The sequence below is a fragment of the Haliscomenobacter sp. genome (genome assembly GCF_041740695.1).
In the GTDB taxonomy this organism is placed as follows: Bacteria; Bacteroidota; Bacteroidia; order Chitinophagales; family Saprospiraceae; genus Haliscomenobacter.
Map to the genome: position 1 here is coordinate 114,174 of NZ_JBGSLK010000108.1, position 19,292 is coordinate 133,465.

14 protein-coding genes are annotated in these 19,292 nt (G+C 47.0%); 3 read left to right on the forward strand and 11 right to left on the reverse strand.

Translation table 11 applies throughout. From position 1 onward, the window contains the following. Positions 1 to 167 precede the first annotated feature (167 nt). On the forward strand, positions 168 to 854 hold the full coding sequence (locus ACEW9O_RS21590; RefSeq protein ID WP_373552279.1) for a cell division ATP-binding protein FtsE: 687 nt from the start codon (positions 168 to 170) through the stop codon (positions 852 to 854). On the opposite strand, the gene ACEW9O_RS21595 is transcribed toward ACEW9O_RS21590, so the two are convergent. The 3 genes from ACEW9O_RS21595 to ACEW9O_RS21605 all read right to left on the reverse strand — a co-directional run bounded on the left by ACEW9O_RS21595 (position 802) and on the right by ACEW9O_RS21605 (position 4,934). Continuing rightward, positions 802 to 3,159, reverse strand: coding sequence for a DUF2339 domain-containing protein (locus tag ACEW9O_RS21595; RefSeq protein ID WP_373552280.1), 2,358 nt, complete (start codon positions 3,157 to 3,159; stop codon positions 802 to 804). The genes ACEW9O_RS21590 and ACEW9O_RS21595 overlap by 53 nt on opposite strands. Positions 3,160 to 3,240: 81 nt before the next feature. Then, a complete protein-coding gene (locus tag ACEW9O_RS21600; protein ID WP_373552281.1) occupies positions 3,241 to 4,377 on the reverse strand; it encodes a glycerol acyltransferase in 1,137 nt (378 codons plus the stop codon). Between the two features lie 77 nt (positions 4,378 to 4,454). Beyond that, positions 4,455 to 4,934, reverse strand: coding sequence for a peptidylprolyl isomerase (locus ACEW9O_RS21605; protein ID WP_373552282.1), 480 nt, complete (start codon positions 4,932 to 4,934; stop codon positions 4,455 to 4,457). Positions 4,935 to 5,169: 235 nt separating this feature from the next. Between ACEW9O_RS21605 and ACEW9O_RS21610 the strand changes: the two genes are divergently transcribed. Further along, positions 5,170 to 6,603: an Nramp family divalent metal transporter gene (locus tag ACEW9O_RS21610; protein WP_373552283.1), complete on the forward strand. Its 1,434-nt coding sequence runs from the start codon at positions 5,170 to 5,172 to the stop codon at positions 6,601 to 6,603. A gap of 8 nt (positions 6,604 to 6,611) precedes the next feature. On the opposite strand, the gene ACEW9O_RS21615 is transcribed toward ACEW9O_RS21610, so the two are convergent. Continuing rightward, the gene (locus tag ACEW9O_RS21615; protein WP_373552284.1) at positions 6,612 to 7,376 is read right to left on the reverse strand and encodes a DUF1295 domain-containing protein; all 765 of its coding nucleotides are present in this window, start codon (positions 7,374 to 7,376) and stop codon (positions 6,612 to 6,614) included. A gap of 2 nt (positions 7,377 to 7,378) precedes the next feature. Beyond that, positions 7,379 to 7,786: a DUF2177 family protein gene (locus tag ACEW9O_RS21620; RefSeq protein WP_373552285.1), complete on the reverse strand. Its 408-nt coding sequence runs from the start codon at positions 7,784 to 7,786 to the stop codon at positions 7,379 to 7,381. Between the two features lie 145 nt (positions 7,787 to 7,931). Here ACEW9O_RS21620 and ACEW9O_RS21625 point away from each other — a divergent pair, with 145 nt between their 5' ends. Continuing rightward, on the forward strand, positions 7,932 to 9,017 hold the full coding sequence (locus tag ACEW9O_RS21625) for a hypothetical protein (RefSeq protein ID WP_373552286.1): 1,086 nt from the start codon (positions 7,932 to 7,934) through the stop codon (positions 9,015 to 9,017). A 307-nt stretch (positions 9,018 to 9,324) separates the two neighbouring features. On the opposite strand, the gene ACEW9O_RS21630 is transcribed toward ACEW9O_RS21625, so the two are convergent. The 6 genes from ACEW9O_RS21630 to ACEW9O_RS21655 all read right to left on the reverse strand — a co-directional run bounded on the left by ACEW9O_RS21630 (position 9,325) and on the right by ACEW9O_RS21655 (position 19,114). Next, positions 9,325 to 12,507 (reverse strand): WD40/YVTN/BNR-like repeat-containing protein, encoded by a 3,183-nt coding sequence (locus tag ACEW9O_RS21630; RefSeq protein WP_373552287.1) that lies wholly within the window; start codon positions 12,505 to 12,507, stop codon positions 9,325 to 9,327. Between the two features lie 391 nt (positions 12,508 to 12,898). After that, the gene (locus ACEW9O_RS21635; protein WP_373552288.1) at positions 12,899 to 14,758 is read right to left on the reverse strand and encodes a PDZ domain-containing protein; all 1,860 of its coding nucleotides are present in this window, start codon (positions 14,756 to 14,758) and stop codon (positions 12,899 to 12,901) included. Positions 14,759 to 14,843: 85 nt separating this feature from the next. Beyond that, entirely contained in the window at positions 14,844 to 15,734 is an 891-nt protein-coding gene (locus ACEW9O_RS21640) for a hypothetical protein (RefSeq protein ID WP_373552289.1), read from the reverse strand. 26 nt (positions 15,735 to 15,760) lie between these two features. Then, a complete protein-coding gene (locus tag ACEW9O_RS21645) occupies positions 15,761 to 17,149 on the reverse strand; it encodes a CHAT domain-containing protein (protein WP_373552290.1) in 1,389 nt (462 codons plus the stop codon). Between the two features lie 370 nt (positions 17,150 to 17,519). Continuing rightward, a complete protein-coding gene (locus ACEW9O_RS21650; RefSeq protein WP_373552291.1) occupies positions 17,520 to 18,179 on the reverse strand; it encodes an NAD(P)H-binding protein in 660 nt (219 codons plus the stop codon). Positions 18,180 to 18,529: 350 nt separating this feature from the next. Continuing rightward, on the reverse strand, positions 18,530 to 19,114 hold the full coding sequence (locus ACEW9O_RS21655; protein WP_373552292.1) for a YceI family protein: 585 nt from the start codon (positions 19,112 to 19,114) through the stop codon (positions 18,530 to 18,532). Between the last annotated feature and the right edge of the window lie 178 nt (positions 19,115 to 19,292).

Sequence of the window (19,292 nt, forward strand, 5' to 3'; positions counted from 1 at the left end):
TGACGCAGCTATTACCTTTAATGTTGCATGGCTGCCTCAGAATTCGGCAAAGGTAAGTTGCTTTCCCTTGCTTTTCCATTTTTAAAACAGCAAATTCTGGGTTTAGGTCTTGATCTTTGTCGGCTTTTTGTAAAATTGAACGATTCTAAATTGTAGATTTGTCCATTATGAGCAATATCATTGTCAGGCTACAAGACGTCAACATAAAACAAGGCACCCAGGAAGTGCTCAATGGGGTCAATCTGCGCATCAACGCAGGTGAATTCACCTATTTGATAGGCAAAACGGGGAGTGGAAAATCCAGTTTGCTCAAAACCTTGTACGGCGCGCTGCCCCTCACCCATGGCCGGGGCGAAGTAGCCGGGTATGATCTGGCCAAATTGGATCGGAATACCATCCCACTCTTGCGCCGCAAATTGGGCATTGTGTTTCAGGATTTCAACCTACTCAATGACCGGACGGTGTTCGACAATTTGCAGTTTACACTCAAAGCAACTGGCTGGGTCAAACGCGCTGAAATCCAGGCGCGGATCGAATTGGTCTTGCAACAGGTCGGACTCGCTGGCCAGGAGCGCAAAATGCCGCACCAACTTTCTGGCGGCGAACAACAACGGGTGGTGATTGCACGGGCCTTGCTCAACACGCCTGCCATCATCCTAGCTGACGAACCCACGGGAAACCTCGATCCCGAAACTTCAGATGAAATCCTCTTGCTGATGCGGAATTTGTCGAAACAAAACAACGCTGCGGTGCTTTTTGCGACGCATGATTACCGCATTTTGGAGAATTTCCCTGCGCGGATTATTCGCTGTTTAAATGGGAAGATTTTTGATGATCAGGAGATAAGTTTGTAGGCTCTTGATCTGGATTTAACCACACCTTATAACGGTTGTACAAATAAGACACCAGCAACAACAACAACCCCAATACCACAAAAATGACCGTTTTCGGAATCGTCGCCAAATGTGCGATGTCGTAAAAGAACAACTTGAGTAGGGTAGCACCAAACAAGAAAATCCCAGAAATCCGCAAATGTGGCTTGCGCTTCCAAATGCCCAAGATGATCAGTGCTAAGGCATAACAGCCCCAAAGCAGACTCAATCCTAGCTTATTGGCTAAAGTAGTATTCAACAGGAGGATTTCATTGCTGCTGATCCACAAAATGCTGCCGTGAACGAGAATCTCATAAGCGGAGCGCAGTTCCTGCGAAAGGCTAGTCTCACGCAGATAAATGATACCCGAGCTCAGTAGAAGCACCACAAACAAGAGTGATACATAACGAATCCCCACGTTGAAAGCACTTTGGTAATAAGCATTTTGTGGATGCAAATAGCTGTCTTGTAAATCATTTAACAAAATGAGGCCCATGGTAAGAAAAACCAGAAGTACAGCGATATTTAAGCCCAGACACAAACTGGTTAAACCTTTACTTTTGATTTTAAACCAATTGACAAAAGACAAAACGGCAATAAAAAATAACGAATAATTGATCAACCAAACTCCCTGAAACAGCCTCAAATCCTCAAGATTATAAATGCTCGATGGAATCAAACTTGAGTTTCTTGACTGTATGTAGGCATAACCCTGAGCCTGAGACCAATACGTGGATATCTCGCAGAAAAACGTAAAATACAAAGCAATAACCAATGTGGCACCGAGCATAGAAGCCAGAAATGCATTTTGTTCCTGATCCTTTATCCAGGGGCTTTGTGCCCCAAAACGATGGTGGAGGTAGTTGATTCCGGCAAAGACAACACAAAAGAGTAGCCCCGTAAAAAAATTGAAGTTGAGTAGCAATGGAATCCGGGTTTCTGGTAATTCTGGCACATAGCCAGCGTAGAAAAACAACCAGCCATTGGCCAAACAAAGGCTGCTGAGGCCCATCACGATAAATGCACTGATTTCCAAAAATGTGATTTTGTACATCCGCCCAAGTGCAAATAGGCTGATCGCTTCCAGACTCCACAAAATTGTTACCCAATTGCCACCAAACTGCAATGGAATGGCAATGGTGAAAAATGCCAGACTCAGGCACGACAAAAATTGGCTGATCTTGTGCAGATTGGGTCTTTGTTGGTACATGGCCAGGGCAACCATGGCATGAATGAGCGCATTGATAAAGGCGATCAACCCCGAAAAAGTATCCCCTTCAAATCGCCAAATCGTAGCATAAATGCCCAAACCAAAAAATAACAAGGAATTGGCGACCAACAAAATTTCGTCTCCGCCGCTCATTTCTGCCGCTTTGCTCAATTTGTAAGCCAAAAAAGTGGCGTAAAAAATGGAAAAGAATAAAGTCAAAAATCCCATAGCCAGGCTAAAGTGCTGATTAGGGTCAAAGTACTCCAAAAACCAGGCGACGAAAATGAGCCAGGTCCAAAAAAATGCAGCCACATTGAGCAGCTTCCAATTGCGGCTGATGGCAAGAACCAGGATGCCGATGTTGACCAGCGCGATATAGGCAAACAACATCCCAATCCGCTCAGGGTCATCGCCCAACAAGTAGGGTAGGGCATAAGCGCTCACCAAACCCAGCAGTGCAATGAATACATTGTTGTAGTACAAGGAAGCCAAAACGGTAAAGACCGTAAAAGCAAACATCAACACGAAGGTCAAAGCCACCGGATACAAATGGTAAAAACTATAAGCGGCATAAGTGATGAAGTAAAAAATGGTGGTGGCACCACTCAGCAACACCGCACTGTATTCAACGTATTGTGCTCGAAAACGAAAGGCAAAACCCAATAAACCGATCCCCACCAGATACCCAAGTGCAATGCGCAAGGCAGGGCTGATTAGATTGTGGTCAATCACGTATTTTACACCAATAGCCACACCCAGAACCAGGACGATGATCCCAATTTTACTGATCAAATTTTCACCAATAAATGATTCAAGTTTGTTGTCGTAAGGAGTTTTAACAGAGGCGGATGTAGCTAGAGGTTGTTCGGGAGTTGTCTGGACTGGGCTAACTATTTTAGGAGGAGGAACTGGTGCGGCGGAAGTTAGAACCTCGGAAATGTTGGCAGTGGTCGGCTTTTTAAGCGCTTCAATTTCCTGGCGCAATGCCTCGATTTCCCTTGCAAAACTGTTCTGTTTTTGCAAAAGTTGCTCCAATTTGGCGAGCAATTGATGGAGTTGTGGCTGGTTTTCGGTCACCGGGTATAAGTTTACTAGTTGAGTGTTTTAGACCAACTAATAAACTTAAAATCCGCGTAAAAAATTGTAACTCAACAATGCCTAGTGATAACTATTCGCGTTGATGAGCGGATTGGCATACATCGTCAACAAATAGGTGTACCCTGCATCGTCACTATCTTGCTGGAGTTGTTTGACCTGGTCTTCAAAAAAACGACAGTGCCATTCCAGTTCCTGCTCGGTATAGTGTGTCTTGTAAGTGTTGGAATTGTGGAGCAAGTCGTAGGCGATGTAATTTACCGGCCACAAGTGATAATTTTGGTGAATCGACTGGTCGATCATTTCCGCCAACAGTTCCAACTGCTTTTTGCTGTTGTCGGCCTCAGCCAGAGCTTCCAATTGATCGGTGAGCAGCTCCCCGAAATGGAAGTGTACCCGGCCTTTTTGTCCTTTTATGCCCAAGAGCATGTATTCCACGTCCTGCTTGAAGGATTTTTTGACTTCTGGATCGGCCCGTTTGTTGAGGTATTCCTGGGTTTTGAGCAAAGCACAAGGATCATATTCGTAAGAGATGGCAAGGGGGATGATGTTGAGGTTTTGGAAATGCTGTTTGATGTCTTTTTTTCCACTCAAACTCAACATGGTCAACAAGCCAACCTGGGTGCGGTCGTTGCCATCCTTGGCGCGGCCTTCCCGCTGGGCAATCCACACGGAATCTAGCTTGTTGGTAATGAGCTGATGGATGTAAGTAGACATTTGTAGGGAAGAGCTGTACAACTCCCGGGCGGTTCCGGTTCTGCGGACCACAAAACTTTTGTTGATGCGAAACAACAACTCCGAAATCCGGTGCATCATCAAATTGTCACCAATGGCAATCTGGCTGGTGTCAAAACCATTCTCGAACAAGACGATGTTCAAAAAAGCGGAATCCAGCACAATATCGCGGTGGTTGGAAACAAACAGGTAGCGCTCACTGGGGCCCAAGTGTTCAAAACCACTGGCACTCAGTTCTTTGATGCTGATTTTCTGAATCACCTTGAGAAAAGGTGCCACAATTTTGGTTTGAAAATCGGTGGCGGTATGCACCTGGTCTTTCATCAGCATGACCTGTTGCAGCAATGGCTCCGGCAAAAACATTTTCATGCCTTCGGTAAAGGCCGGATAACTAAACAGCTCAGCAATAGCGGCTTCTATTTCATCGTCGCGAAAGGGTTCAAGGCGGTACGGTATTGGTTCCATTGGCTATTTTTTAATGACGAATCTCTGGTCACTAAGCGGAGTCGAAGTGACCGGAGATTCGTCATTCGATTCATTCATCATTCCTCAATGATCGTTACACTGACCATCACATCGCCTTGCCGAATGGCATCTACTACTTCCTGGCCCGTTTTTACCTGGCCAAACACGGTGTGTTTCCCATTCAAGTGGGGTTGGGGTGAGTGGGTAATGAAAAACTGGCTGCCGTTGCTGGCTGGGCCGGCATTGGCCATCGACAATGTGCCGGTACCGTGAGTCAAAGGGTTGCCAGCAAACTCATCGCCAAATTTGTAACCGGGGCCGCCGCGGCCGGTGCTGGAAGGGTCGCCACCTTGGACCATAAAATTGCTGATCACCCGGTGGAAGATGATGCCATTGTAGTATCCTTCTTTCGCCAAAAAGACAAAGTTGTTGACTGTATTGGGCGCGAATTCAGGAAACAATTGGATCACAATGTCGCCTTTATCGGTGCTGATGGTTGCCGTATAGGTTTTTGCAGGATCAATCTGCATAGAGGGAGGAGTAGACCACTGTTGCATAAATCAGAGTTTTTTGTAACTATACAGCCCGCTCATTTTGAGCAAAAAAGGTCAATTTTTCGCCATGCTGCGCTTCTTTTCTCAGCCGATGCGCTGCATCGCCTTCAAAAAGAAAGCTTGCCTGACAAAAAATTGCCTCTTTTTTGCTTCAAAACCGCTGGGCTGTATAGTTACTTTTTTTTGCAAACATAGAAAGCATTTTTGAAAAGGCGAGAGCTTTTATTATTTTTAAACCATGTCAGATCCATATGTACTCCGCGCCGACGCCGTGCAAGCGCCTCCAGTGACCTTTTGGCACCGGTTGCAGCACCTGGGCCCCGGCTTCGTGCTTTCCGCCGCCATCGTTGGCTCCGGCGAATTGATTGCTACCACTGCCCTCGGGGCCAAAGCTGGTTTTGTGGCCTTTTGGGTCATCCTGGTCAGTTGTTTGGTCAAAGTTGCGGTGCAGGTGCAATTTGCCAAACACACCATCCTCACCGGCAAAACCGCCATGCAAACCCTCGACGATTTGCCCGGCCCCCGCATTGGCAAGGCGCGCTGGACAATCGCTTTGTATTTTCTGATCATGCTCATCAAGTTTATCCAAATGGGCGGAATCATCGGTGGAGTGGCCTTGGTCTTGAACATGCTGCTGCCTCAGTTGCCAGTAGCCATTTGGGCCTTAATCATGGCACCTTTAACCTCCGTTTTGGTGTATCGAGGCTATTACAGCGTGGTGGAAAAAACCTGTTTGCTACTCATCACCGGGTTTACCCTTTTTGCCATTACCGCCCTGATTTTTTTACAATACACGCCTTATGCCATCGATTGGGCGCAGTTGGGCACTGGGCTGAGTTTTTCATTGCCCAGTTCGGCAGTGATTTATGCTTTTGGGGCTTTTGGCATCACCGGGATTGGAGGTGAAGAAATTATTTATTACAACTACTGGTGTTTGGAAAAGGGTTATGCGCGGCATACGGGCCCCAATGATGGCAGCGCTGCCTGGGCTGAGCGGGCACGCGGCTGGATCAAGGTCATGCAAGCAGATGCCGTATGTAGCATGGTGGTGTATACGGCGGTAACGGCGGTTTTTTATTTGCTGGGGGCGGCGGTATTGCATGCTAGGCAGGAAGTTCCGGAGGGATACCAGCTGTTGGAAGTGCTTTCGGGTATTTTTACCGAAAGTTTGGGCCCCTGGGCGCGGATTTTCTTCATGGTAGGTGCTTTTTTTGTGTTGTACTCTACTTTGTTTGCGGGACTGGCAGTCTGGGGACGTTTGTTCAGCGATATTTTTAGTCATTTTGGCTGGATGGACTTTTTTGACCTTAGACAACGCCGACGCAGCATTGGTATCCTGTCCTGGGTAGTACCCATTATTTGGGCGCTTTTGTTTTTGGGCATCAAACTGCCCTTGTTTATGGTTTTGAGTGGGGGGATTGCGGGTTCCGTTTTACTGCTGTTGGTCATCTATGCGGCCTTGTATTTTCGCTATGGTACGGCCACGGGTAAGTTTGATACATCTTGGCGCTTCGATCTGGTGTTTTGGGTGAGTATCCTATCGATTTTGGCCGTAAGCGTCTATGGCATTTACAGTTTGAATGTAAAGCAGCCAAAAAAAGAGCAGAAGCTGGGCTTTTTGCACAATTTCGAGCATGGTAAAGTAGCAGAAATCGATTTTTTCCAAAAATGATGCCTTGGTCAAATTGGCCACCAAGGAATCAAAACACTCGTCCGTTTCTGGTACGCCGCATACTCCGCATTCCCTACATACCGCTTTTCCAACAGCGGCACCCCTGATACAAAGACCAGCAGCAGCGTGATCGTCAATGGCCCAATCATGCCCATCCAGGCATAGGGTAGGGGAAGGACGATCACAAAAATACCCCACCACATCGCAATTTCCCCAAAGTAGTTCGGATGGCGACTGTAACGCCACAAACCCGTTTGCAACACGTCCTCCTTGTGCTTCCGGGTTTTGACAAACTGGGTCAATTGGTAATCACTTACGGCTTGAAAGAAAAAACCAATGGCCCAAAGCAAAATGCCCAGATACGTTGCAATTGTCCATTCCTGTGCAGCCGAAATACCAGCCACCACGATTGGCAAAGCAATGATCCACAACAAAAAACCTTGCAACAAATACACTTGCAGGTAAGAGCGCCAATAAAAGGTTTTGCCCCATTCTTCCCGCCATTGCCGATAGCGAAAATCTTCGGTTTTGCCCCAATTGCGCAGAAAAATATGGGTAGACAAACGTAATGCCCAGACACCAACCAGTGTATAAACCAAAATCGGAATACTGGCTTTTACTTGCGTTTGAAACAAGTAAATACAAATGACGACGTAACCTAAACCCCAGGCAATATCGGCTACATCATTGCGCCGGGTGAGCAAGGAAACAATAAACCACAAGGTGGCGTAAACCCAGATCAAAAACCCAATTTGAAGCAATACCGCAGCCATAGTTATTTGAAATAATTGGCGATAAAATACCCAGAAACACTCACCGAGGCAGTAAGTACCATGCCCCAAATGATGTCGATGAACACTATATTCAGGGGCCAACCTTTGAGGGTGGCCAGATTGGTCAGGTCATAAGTAGCATAAGTAAAAAAACCAAACAAGGCACCGTACAACAGCGCATGCTGCCAGGATTGTTTTTCCAGCGCCGGAAAAATGACAAACAGAAAAATGCCCACTATGAAGAGCAGGTAAAACACAATCGCCGCCGTCCAGTTGATTTGATCGCTCAAAAAACCACCCAGGTATCGTGCGTAAAGGCCCTTGGCAATGAAACCCAGCCAGACCATATCGATGATGAAAAAAACGATCGTGGTGAGTAAATAACTCAAAATGAATTTGCTAAAGGCCATGGCTTTGGATTTTAATCAAATGTGAATAAATGTAACAATAAAAATTGTAAAAAAGATCAAAAGGAAAAACAAGCAAAAGACTACATTTGTAAACCCTCTCCACCACATTGTTTACAATTCGATTAACCCATCAAACCAATATTTTATGCACAAAGTAATGTCAAAAGCCCTCTGGGGCCTAGTCCTGATGATTTCAATTTTTGCCTGCAAACCCAAAGGTGCTGACGCTTGGGACGCCTTCACCGCTTGTGCCAGTACCACTTGTGTGAAAGAAGTGCTGGCCGTAAAAGATGCTTTTTTGGAAAATCCGGAGGCCATCTTTACCCGCTTCAACGAAAGTGACGAGCAAGGCACTGACCACGTAGTGGGCTGGCTGTATATTCTGCGCGACAGTGTGCTCCTCAATTCCAATTTTGCGAGCACCGAAGAACGTTTTGACCTACAGCAACAAATCGTAGAAGTGGCCAAACCCTATCAGGAGAATGCCAAATTTGCGGATATGGCCAAATTTGTAGTGGATGAACTCGGGCAATTGGCCATCGCCTCGGAACTGGAAGATGATGTGGTAGAGCCTGCTTCAGAACCATTTAGCGGAACTTATGGTTTTGAGTTGCCGAATGAGGCGGGAAGTGGTGAATTGCTGGTAAGCCAAATTTCTGCTGATCAGTTCAAATTCAAATTGAGCGTAGTGGGAAAAAAACCTGCCTACAATCAAGGGATCATGGAAGGCGTTGCCAACATCTTAGGCAGCACGGCTGACTTTTCCACCAATGAATTCGGCGGTACGTGCAAGCTGAGTTTCAATTTTGGTGACGGCGTAGAAATCACCACCCTGGAAGGTGATCCTGCTACCTGTGGCTTTGGCAATGGCGTAAAGGCCGATGGCGTTTATCGTCGGACCAGTTTTGCGGATCCGTTCCTATCCGCTGCGGATGCCAAAAAAGTGAAACAATTGCAAGGCACCTGGCAGTCGCTGGATGATCCCAAGTCGGTAGTCAAAATTATGGATGGAAAATACATCGATGTGTACGACGGGGAGGAAGTGAGTTCGGCGATCTATGTTTATTACGCAAAATGCCCCAAGGATTGTGATCCGATCGACGCAGGAGCTTGCCTAAAAACCATTGGGCAGGATGATATGTGTTATTCTTTAGTCTCTTTGACGGCTACCAATCTGGAGCTTTCGTTGATTAGCGGTAGGGGCAATACGAATCGGTACAAGAAAAAATAAGTTTCAGGGTTGGTTCGACCAATTTCAAGTACAATTAACTTGAAATAACAAATTGAGGCCATGTAATTATTCAAACTGAATCGACCAGCGGCACTAGCCGCGTAACGTCATTAGGCTAACAGCACGAATTCTGGATAAAGGTGCGTAGCACCGAAACCTTTTAATTTCGCGCTGATCATCCAGAAGTTGCGGTCGGTGGTTTCGGTGCTACGCACCTTAAACATCACACTCCGCTCCTTTGTCTAATGACGTTACGCGGCTACGCCGCTGGTCGTAAGTCTAAAGTATCACAATCCATCGAATAGTTTCAACTTTTCAGTTTCTCCTCTTTCAACAAAATCGCATCCACCCCTTTCTCCCGCACCTGGCGGTTGAATTCAGGCAATTGGGTATCGCGCAAGGTGCGGAATTTGCCCAATTGATCGTCGATTTTTTTGGTCATTTCCTCCTTCACTTCTTTGGCCTGTTTGGTTGGCGCGTAGTCGCCCTGGCTGGAGAGGGAACCCACGTGGGCCAGTTTATTTGTCAATTTGATTGGGTAGTTGAGGGGATCCTGACCACTGCGGTTTTTGGTCTGGTACAACTCGTTTTCAATTACACCAATCGCCTTGTCGATGTCGTTCGCCTTTTCCATCAAAGGTTTCATCGCAGGATTCTCCTTCCACAATTCTTTGAAGTGCGTCAATTGTTTGCGGATGTTGCGGATGTCCAGAATGGTTTGGTGCGCTTCGGTCACCTTGTCCCGGATGCCGATCAGGAAGCTGAATTGTTCGCGGATGTCGTCCATGGAAGCATCGGAGCGTGGGTCTTTCAGGATTTCAAACTCGGTTTCCATGGTTTTGCCACCTACACTCAATTTGGCTTTGTAGCGACCCGGAACCGCCTTTGGCCCCGTGGTGCCCCCTGCCCAGAAAATCATGCCCTCAAAACGTTTGGCATCGGCGTAACGCATGTTCCAGTTGAACGTATTGCCACCTTGCTTGAGTTCGGGAAGTTTTTCCGGGTTTTCCTTGGCTTTGGTCGAGTACTCTTTGATTACCGTGCCATTGAGTTCCATAATCGTCAACTTCACCTCGACCGAATCCGCCGGTTTTTGCTTCAAGTAGTAGTGCAGGGTAACGCCACCGGGGTGGTTGGTGCCTTCCGTGGTGAGGTTGCGCGCCTGTCCACCATCCATGCGGTAGCTGGGGATGGGTTGGTAGAGGTAAAAATCGCTGTTGGCCACTTGCTCGCTCAACTGGTATAGTGGAGTCAGGTCGTCGATCATCCAGAAGCTGCGACCCTGGGTAGCGGCAATCAGGTTGTTGTTTTTGATGGTCAAATCCGTAATCGGTACAATCGGCAAATTTAACTGAAAAGCCTGCCAGTTGGCCCCATTGTCGAACGAAATGTACATGCCCGTTTCCGTTCCAGCGTACAACAGCCCAGCCCGTTTGGGATCAGCCCGCACCACTCGGGTGAAGTGATTGTCGGGAATGCCATTGGTGATTTTGGCCCAGGTTTTGCCGTAGTCTTTGGAGTAAAATAGGTAAGGTTTGTAATCACCTGACTTGTACGAAGTCCCTGCCACATACACGCCCCCCTTGTTGAAAGGATCGGCATCAATGCTGTTGAACATGATATTGGCGGGCGCACTTGGGGGAGTTACATTGCTCCAGTTTTTGCCCGCGTCGCGGGATACGTGCAGGAGGCCGTCGTCGGAACCCGTCCAGAGCAGGTCTTTTTCGTAAGGTGACTCACAAGCTGCAAAAACGGTGCAATAGTATTCCACACTGGTATTGTCCTGGGTGATTGGGCCACCCGAGGTCTGTTGTTTGCTTTTGTCGTTGCGGGTCAGGTCGGGGCTGATGGTTTCCCAACTTTGTCCACCATTGGTCGTAACGTGCAAACGATCCGAAGCCACGTAGAGCTTTTTGGGATCGTGTGGGGAAAAGAAAATCGGATAGTTCCACTGAAAGCGGTATTTCATGGCTTCGGCACCAGCACCCATGGGGTTGTCGGGCCATACGTTGATGGCTTGCTCCTGTTTGGTGCGGTGGTTTTGACGGGTCAATAAACCTCCGTAGCTGCCGCCATAAACGATGTCATTGTCCAGCGGATCAACGGCCAAATGGGCACTTTCGCCACCTGCGGAAGGCTCCCAATCCCGCTCACCAATGGACGAACCATCGGTGCGATGGGCGATGCGAACTGTCGAGTTGTCCTGTTGGGCACCATAAATGCGGTAAGGGAAGGAATTATCCGTCACTACGCGGTAAAATTGCGAGGTAGGTTGGTTGAGGTAAGTGCTCCAGTTTTCACCTCCGTCAAAAGAGACCTGAGCGCCGCCATCGTCAGCGATGATCATGCGTTGAGGGTCTTCGGGGGCAACCCAGAGGTCGTGGTGGTCACCATGGGGTGCATTGGAAGTGCTAAATGTACGGCCACCATCGGTTGACTTGTGATAGCTTACATTCATCACGTACACCACGTTTTCGTCTTTGGTATCTGCCGTAATGCGGGTATAATACCAGGCACGTTGGCGCAGGTTGCGGTCTTCGTTGGTTTTGGCCCAAGTGTTGCCTCCATCGTCGGAACGGAATACGCCACCCTCAGCTGCTTCGATGATGGCCCAAACGCGCTCCGAATTCACTGGAGATACCGCTATGCCAATGATCCCATGCGGTCCTTTTGGCAAGCCTTTTTTGGACATCAGATTGGTCCAGGTGTCGCCACCATCGGTACTTTTCCAAAGTGTAGATCCTTCGCCACCGCTGTCAAGGCTGTAAGGCGTGCGGCGAATGCGCCAGGTCGAGGCGTAAATGACCCGAGGGTTATTGGGATCGAGGATCAAATCTACTGCCCCAGCGTCGGCGTTGGCAAAAAGGATACGTTCCCAGGTTTTACCGCCGTCTTTGCTGCGGTAAACCCCACGTTCTTCGCTGGATTTGTACAAATCGCCCAAGACCGCCGCGTAAACCAGATCGGGGTTTTTGGGGTGGATGCGAATCCTGGGGATGTGCATGGCTTTTTCCAGACCAATTTTTTGCCAGGTTTTGCCCGCATCCTGGGTTCTCCACATGCCATAACCGTAAGAGACGTTGCCCCGTACGGTTTTTTCTCCGCCACCGACATAAATGACGTTGTTGTCGGATTCGGCTACCGATACGGCGCCAATCGAACCACCGAAGTAGCCATCGGAGATGTTTTGCCAGGTTTGGCCGCCGTCTTTGGTGCGCCAAACGCCACCACCCACGCTACCGAAATAGAAGAGGTTGGGTTTGCCGGGTACGCCGGTCACTGCAGCTGAACGCCCGCCACGGAATGGGCCAATCGAGCGCCATTGGATGGAGTTGTAGAGTTTTTCGTCCATTCCCATTTTAGCGGGAGTGCTGGTGACTGCGGCCGTGGGGGCAGGGGTGGTTTTTTTCTTTTGGGCTTGCAATGGTTGAACCAGAAGTGTGCTACAGAGTAGAACGACTGCATAGAGGCCAATGGATAATCTTTTCATACCTGAATCCTTTGATTAAATTTTGGTTATGGCTGAACGATGTTCAAGAGTTTTGATAGATGATTGGTGGAAAATTTTGCGACTCACCCACCACATTTTTTACCGCAGAGTTTCGCAGAGCTGTGTTTACTCTGCGAAACTCTGCGGTAAAAAAATGAATTAATTCAGATTTCACATTATCTACCAATCGAAACTCAAAGAACAACGCACCGAAAAATACAAAAAAAGCCACACCGTAGATGATGTGGCTTGAAGGATAAAGAGAAAAACCTCGCCTTGTTTACTTAAAATGAGTCGAATGTTTCTTACAAGCGTTCTTTTGGAACGATGAAAATGGGTTTTTATCAGATAGATGCCATTGGGCGATTTTTAGCCCTTCGGCCATAAAAGTCTATTGTAAAATGATCTTCTTCGAAGCATACTTTTCACCCTGGCGGATTTGCAGAAAATAAGTCCCAGTGCCGTTTTGAGAAATGTCTACTTCGTCGGAAAATTCTCCGCTGAAATTGCCCAATTCGTATTCGTAGATGGTGCGGCCTGCGGCGTTGAATACCTTGACCTCAGTTTGCCCTTTTTCAGGCAGATCGAACTGCAATTTGAACATGCCCTTGCTGGGATTGGGGTACAAGTTGATTTTTTCCAAACGCAGGTTGTTGATCACCGGCATGTTGACCCCTTGGGTTTTGAGCTTATCGGAGTCCGCTTTGTCGATGTCTTCCATATGGGCTTTCACGTTGGCAGGGTTGACCCGAATGGTTTGGGGATTGGCGCTGTTTTCAGTCCGGTTAAAACCTTTGAACACCCAATTGTCCTTGTCTTTGTCGTCAGAATTGTAGTAGTAAGAAGTGCTCTTGCGCGCATCACACAGCGATTTGACGGCTTTACTGGCGCTTACTTTTTTGCCATCGCGCAGGTAATCTACACTGACCGTCGAGCCAGCTTTGATGAGGCCCAGGGCGATGCTGATGTCGCTCCAATCAATGATGGGGTTGCTGTTGATCGCCACCAATACATCTCCGGCTTTCATGCCCATTTCTTTGGCAGTGGAGCCTTCTACGATGTCCACCAAAACCCCTTTTTCATTGTAACTTTCGTGCGATTGGCGTACGCCCAGGAAGGGTTTTTCACACTCGTCGCGCCAATCGGTATCCTCGTCTTCATCGTCGTGGCTACCGAGGGTTACGCTGACATTGCGTTCCTGACTTTTGCGAATGAAGTAGACGTTGGCTTTTTGACCCGATGAAAATTTGCGCAGGATAAAACTCAGGGATTGCCCTTCACCCACGCGGTATTCATCGACGCCGTAGATGTAGTCAAAGGCTTGCATCCCGGCTTTGGCGGCAGCAGAATTGGGAATCACACTGGATACATAAGCGCCATAAACATTGCTGAAGCCCAGCTTTTTGGCTTTTTCCTTCGTCATTGAGCCGAGGTTGACGCCAAGGAACGCACCGTCCATTTGTTCGGCTTTGGACCAATTGCCATTGTTGTTGCCACTGCCCGACCAGGAAATGCCAAAATTGTTGCCATTGTTGCTGCCGTTGATTACGGTGTAGCTGTTGTTTTCTTTTTTCCCCATTTTCCCCGTTTTGTTCAGGGTTTCGCCGTTGCGGCGCAGGGTGAGTTTGACTTCGGCCCCGGGTTCCAGGCTGCGGATCATGGCACTGATGTCGGTCCAGTCGATCATGGTGTAGCCATTCATGGCGGTGACGACGTCGCCATCTTGCAGCCCCATTTCGGCAGCGGCAGATTCTTTGGTCACGTCTACGGCTACACCCACGGTAGCTTCGTCCTCGTCTTCCTCCTCATCGTCCGCGGGGCTGAGGCCGAGGAAGGGGCGGGTTTCGCTGTCTTCTTTCTCGTTGACTTTTTGGCCAAAAACGATCTTGAGATCCATGGCTTTACCCTGGCGGTAAATGCGCAGTGTGGCTTCAGTGCCCGCTTCGTAAATGTCCAGGATGTCGCTCAATTCAGTGTCGTCATCTACCTTGTGTTGATCAACACCTACCACGTAGTCGAGGGGCTTCAAGCCCGCCTTTGCAGCAGCCGAACCGGGCAATACCCGTGTGATGTAACTGCCATAAGGATTATCCGCGCCAAGCAGCGCAGCTTTTTGTTTGGAAATCTCTTCTAAATGTACGCCTAAATAGGCGCGATTGGGGGCAAGAGTGTTTTCAAAACCAAAAGCAGTAGCGCTCAAAGAAAGGCTTAGCAGAAAAAAACAAAAAAATCTCGTTGCAATCCGTTTCATATTTTAGACTGTTTTGTGGAAAAGACAAAAACAGTCGGGGATGGTTGCATGGGACAGGATAGAAAATGCGGTCAAAGACAGTAACTTATCCAATACTGATTAACGCGTCGTAAATGGTTTTGGCAATGATGGGGTCGTTGAGGTAGCCATCGATTCCGTGGCGGTTATCAGTTTGGTTGTTGATGTCTCGTTTGTTCATGATAGGGGGCTGAACATTAAAATATTCCTTATCCAGCGGGAACAGCGCTACGAAATCCCTTTCATCATAGGCATTGAACCATTCTTTACTTTGAATGCAGGAAGGCATGACCAATGGGTGCCCTAGAAATTTTTGAACCGATTTAACCCCTAATGGAGAACCAACGGTGATCAACTTTTTGACTGGATATTGGGGATTTTCCTTCAGAATCAAATAACTGACTATCGAGCCCAAAGAATGACCTACCACCACACAAGGTGTTTGGTCAAATTTTTCTTTCACGATCTGGTTGATCTCTGTTTTAATGGCGGGGATGGTGAGGTAGGCAAATACATCTCGTGTTACGTTTTTGATTACCCAGTTGCCGCCGATGCCTTTTTTATCGAGGGCTTCGAGGATTTTTTGAACTACTTGCCAGTTAAAAAATCCTCTCGTTTTTTTCAAATCTAACATTAATTCATGTTGCTCTGCTCTACTTAGATCGGCCTGTGCAACAATTTCGGTCAAATAATCCTGCACAAATGCCAACTCCTCTTGGTCTTCAATTGCCACTTCATTGCTACGGGTGGCCTGGGCTGATTTAGGTTTGGCTTTTTTGGCTGCTGCTACCAATTCATCTAATCGATCTCCATAAAAAGGGAATTCAACTTGAAGATCAGCAGGTAGCTCAAGTCTATGGTAGGCTAAACCCTGTTTTAGGGTTTCAATCCAAAGTTTTTTTAAGTCTTTGGGATTGTATCCGCCCTGAGCTCTCCCATGAATGAAAATTAGTTTCATGTGGTTTGAAATAAAGATTGAATAATTTATGCTTCTACTTTTGCCCCATTTTTATATAGGATAAAATGTTCTTCCTGGGCTCCAGCCATGCTGGCCTGAGTTACCCCGGAATCATAGGCTTTTTCAAAATCGAGCCCTTTTTGGGCTAAACGGAAATAAAAACCGGTGCTGAAGGCAATGGCAAATTCATCTCCAATGTTTTCCGTGGTGCCAATAACGTAGGGAACGTATTGGGAAATGATTTCGGCTTGTTCCTTGGAATAACAAGCATTGAGTACCACTACTTTGATGCCAATCTCTTCCGCAGTAAAGTACTTAAACAAGGTTTTGATGCCATTGGGTGGGATTAAGGCCGAGCCATTGCGGTCTTCGTTTTGCACCACGATGCCTCCGTATTCCCCGGTTTCGCCATGACCAGAGAAATGGAGAATCTGGGGTTTTTCAATTTCGGTGTATTGTTTAAAATCTTCCTTGTCGATGGCTTTTTTTACGATCAGCTCAAATTGGTCTTTTTTATCGCCCAATTTTTCCATGATTTTTAGCTGCTCTTTGCCAAGGTTGAGTTGTGTGGTTTTTGCCGGATTGGCGGTCATCATTAAAATCTTCAGTTTATGATTTGATGTTGATGAAACAACTGCCGGTTGGATAATTGGGGGCTCAGAGACTTCAGAAGGAGTCAAGTCCATATTTAAAAGATTCAGCAAGCTATGGTTGATCTTGGCTGACTCCCGAGACGCCTCCGAAAACGACAACATCCCCAACATTTCTTCCCTTTTGAGTTTTTCCAACCCTGACTTGATGATCGTAGCATCACTTTTTAACTGGCTTTGATTGTTGGCATGGGCCCAGCGGATGATGGCGTCAAGCGCCTTGGTGGAATGTCCACTGCTGATGAAATTGTTGACTTCGTCAATAAGGGTTTGAGGAATCATGGTTGGTTCAGGTTTTAGAGGCGTATTTGAAGAGGTGGGCGTATGCTGAATGCTGCGTTTGATTTGTTCGACCACAATCGTCCAAGCTTCGTCCTTGTTGTTGTAATTGCTAATGGGTTTATCGCGTTGGGGCACTGTGGCGTAGGCAGAAAAATGAGTATCGGCAAAACTGCTGGGTCCCAATAGAATGGGTATGAGTTGAACTTCCTTCCGCTTTACCTTTTCTAAAATTTTACTCATCTCGGTACCCCAAATGAAGTCTTCTGCGAGTAAATCCACACTGAACAATAAGAGAATGATTTCGGCGGCATGCAGCTCTTGCTCAATCCTGCTGTTGCGAATTTCGCCAGCCATCAGCATACCTTCTTCCCAAATTTGGATCAAGTTTTGACGCTCGTATAATTTGAGGTGCTTTTTGAGGGTGTCTACATGAAGGGCGTCTGCTTGGGCGGATCCGATGAATACTCGTTTGGGTGGCGGCATGTGAGCAGGGTTTTGATTTTTTTGTTGGTGTTCAAAGGTAGCTTTTTTTCGTATTTGGGAAATAGGGTGGGAGGGGAAATGTAAAATAATTGGAAGATGCAAAATCAGGAAGTGAATTGAACCGCTACCGCCGTTTTTAGCGGTTGTGGAATTTGTCGCGTTCATGTATCATTTTAAAATCTGATATTTCCCCCCAAGGAATTGTCATTTCTTGAATTTCTGATTCATCATACACCCCTTCCAGCAAAGTCTGAATGATTACATCTTTTTGTGCAAATCTTCCATTGATCCAGTTCAGTCCATTTTGCACATTCAGACTCAAATTCCTCGCCCCAATTTCCAGTACGTTACCAACCGAAAATTCCAATTATCAAGCAGCCCCCCTCACCATCTCCCCATACGTATAAAACGCTACCCCGGCAGTGTCTTTGTTCGCCACAGCCACCATCGCCTTGGCTACCGTTTTTACATCGATCGCTTTGTACTGCGCCGGAATCAAAAATGCCAAAGCGCTCATCACTACCTGGCCAATTCTTTCGCCAAGCCGGAATTCTGCTCGTTGCCCCACCAACATCGATGGCCGAAAAATGGATACGGATGGAAGTCCCAAACTACCCACTTTTTCTTCCACCTCGCCCTTGAGTTTTAGGTAAAAATTGCGGCTGTGGCTATCGGCTCCAATGGAAGAGACCAGCAAGAATTTTGGGCAAGCCGTGGCCGCGCAGAAGCGGGCAGCATTTACGGGAATGTCGTAATCGATTTTGCGGTAAGCCACCATGTCGCCATTCACTTGTTTGAGGGTGGTGCCTACCGAGCAAAATACCACATCACTACCCGTAATGGCAGCCTGGTAAGCGGCTTCATCCGCGAAATCGAGTAAAATGACTTTGACCTTCGAGTGAGCGAGGTCAATGGGACGGCGCACCAAAACCTTGATGCTTGAAAAATAAGGGTCTTCCAGCAGTTGTTGGAGGATCTGAGCGCCGATAAGACCCGTTGCGCCAATGAGGGTAGCAGTTTTTTGTGCCATTTTTGGTTGAGTGTGGGTTAGGAACGGTTTCAAAATAAAGTAACAATTTGACTGGACTCTTTTTCGATTTTGCTACGTTGCTCCTCAGTTGTATAGTTCACTATGCGCCTTCCTCGCGCCTTGCCAAATCAAGAAATAGTCGACTCAATTTTGTTACTGTATTCTGAACCCGTTCCTTTGCAACAAATCTATCATTATTGCTGGCATTTTTTTTACAAATGTAGATGCCCACATCCTTTTCAGAACTTCTTCAGCTTACTTTTTTTGTCTCTTAAGTAGCCACTAAGTTCTTCGTCTAAATTGTTTTAGAAGAAGAATTTAGCGGCTACCTTTACAGTTATCAATTGCTACTACTTCGGCAAAGCCTTATTGAACTCCCCGGTAATCCGCAACTGAATCTCATCGCTCACAAAAGCCGTCGTCAAGTTTTGCCCCACCGTGAACTCACTTCTTTTGATGGTTCCCACTGCCTTGATGCCTACCTGGATGTTTTTGGCATTTTTATTCGGATTTTCTACCGGGCCATTCATGGTTACCGTCAAAGTCAGAGGCTTGGTGATGCCCTTGATGGTGATGTTTCCGGTCATGGTGTACAAGTTCTTTTTCTTCTTTTTGAAGGAAGTACTTTTGAAGGTAATGGACGGGAATTTTTGCACATCAAAAATATCCGGACTACGTAGATGGTTGTCGCGCATTTCCAATTCAGTGTTGAGACTAGCTGCCTCAATGGTCACTTCAAAAGCGGCATCGGATAGATCCTCTTTGGTAGCAGTCAAAGTGGCTTCGTATTTTTTGAAAAAGCCGTCCACCTCTGAAATGCCGTGGTGCTGCACAATAAAGGCTACCCGGGAGTGGCCTTTGTCGTTGGTCCACTGGCCAAAAGCCAAAGTGCTAAACAGACAAAATACGGGGATTAAAGCAAAAATCTTTTTCATGTGTGTGGTGTTTGTACCTGGCGTTTTTCCATAACTGCGCAGGAGTGATGAAATAATCAATAAAAGGTTACCTGACATTATAGCAATCACCTGCAAGATAATTAGTAGCTTAATTTTATTTGGCTAAGCGCCAAATAATTCAGCACATTATCGCTTAAAGGCCTAAATTCACCGCCCT